Origin of the sequence: Paenibacillus plantiphilus, assembly GCF_927798095.1 — a bacterium.
In the GTDB taxonomy this organism is placed as follows: Bacteria; Bacillota; Bacilli; order Paenibacillales; family Paenibacillaceae; genus Paenibacillus_Z; species Paenibacillus_Z plantiphilus.
In genome coordinates this window covers 1-1,260 of the sequence record NZ_CAKMMF010000076.1, presented here as the reverse complement: position 1 = coordinate 1,260, position 1,260 = coordinate 1, and the positions used below count along the sequence as shown (strand labels likewise).

The window sequence follows — 1,260 nt, the reverse complement described above, 5'->3', positions numbered from 1 at the left end:
TGTACCTCTGTCAAGAAAGTAGACACAGAAACTAAGCGCCCTGGTGTTGCTCGTAGTACCTTTTCTCGCATTGATGCGGGGTAAGATAACCGATCGTCGAATGGATGCGGATCCGGTTGTAGTCGAACTCAATGTACTGGTAAATCGCATCATAGGCCTGCTTGCGGGTGCGAAACTTCGTTTGGTACACGAGCTCTTTCTTCAATACGCTGTGAAAGGACTCGATACACGCGTTGTCGTAGCAGTTACCCTTACGACTCATGCTGCCAATCATCTCATTCTTCGTCAACCGCTCTCGGTATTCGTTAGCGGCATACTGGGAACCCCGGTCAGAATGGTGAATTAAGCCTGGAGGTGGCTTTTGACGCTCACAAGCCTGGTCAAACGCCTCCAGCACCAGCTCTTTGGTCATCCGCTCTCCAAGCGACCAGCCGACGATTTTGCGAGAGTATAGGTCCATCACACTCGCTAGGTACACCCAGCCCTGAGAGGTCCCAATGTACGTAATATCTGCAACCCACACCTTGTTCGGTGCGAGCACGTTAAATTCACGATTTAGCACATTGTCATAAACGGGTTGGTTATGTTTGGAGTTGGTGGTTGCTTTGTACTTCTTCACCGTGCAAGAGCGCAGATTCATCTTTTTCATCAGGCGCGCCACGGTTTTCGTCGAGACGGTATCGCCATCTTCGCGCAATTTGACTGCGATCTTATCGCTGCCGTAACGTCGCTTGAAGGCATAGAAGTGATGCTGGATTCGCTTCATTCGTTTCTTGCGAAGCTTCTCCTGTTCGCTCGGCTTTCGATTCAGCCACTTGTAGTAACCGCTTCGGGAAACGCCCATTACAGTGCACATCTTCTCAACACGAAACTGGAAGCAGAATTTACGGATAAACGCGTAAATCAGTCTCGGTTTTTCGTGAAGAAGTGCATCGCCTTTTTTAAGATCTCGTTCTCCTCTTGAAGTTCTCGATTCATCCCTTCGAGCTTCTGGAGTCGTTCGTAATCCACAAACAGTTGCGATTTTTCACCGGTGTTGGCGAACTGCTTCCTCCATGCTCGAATACTGCTTACGGGGATATCCAGCTCTCTGGACACTTCGGCTGGGGTTTGCCCACTCTCTTGCATATGCTTTACGGTTTGACGCTTGAACTCTTCATCAAAATGCTGACGGATATCGCCCATGACACACCTCGACCTTTTCATTTGTTTTTATTGTAACAGGTCGCTGATACAGCGTGTCTACTTTCTAGTCTACAA

The 1,260-nt window shown here is 48.8% G+C and carries 1 pseudogene; it reads right to left on the bottom strand.

The features are described 5' to 3' along the window. Positions 1 to 31 precede the first annotated feature (31 nt). Positions 32 to 1,185, bottom strand: a pseudogene (locus L6H65_RS26395) (IS3 family transposase). Positions 1,186 to 1,260: the final 75 nt, after the last annotated feature.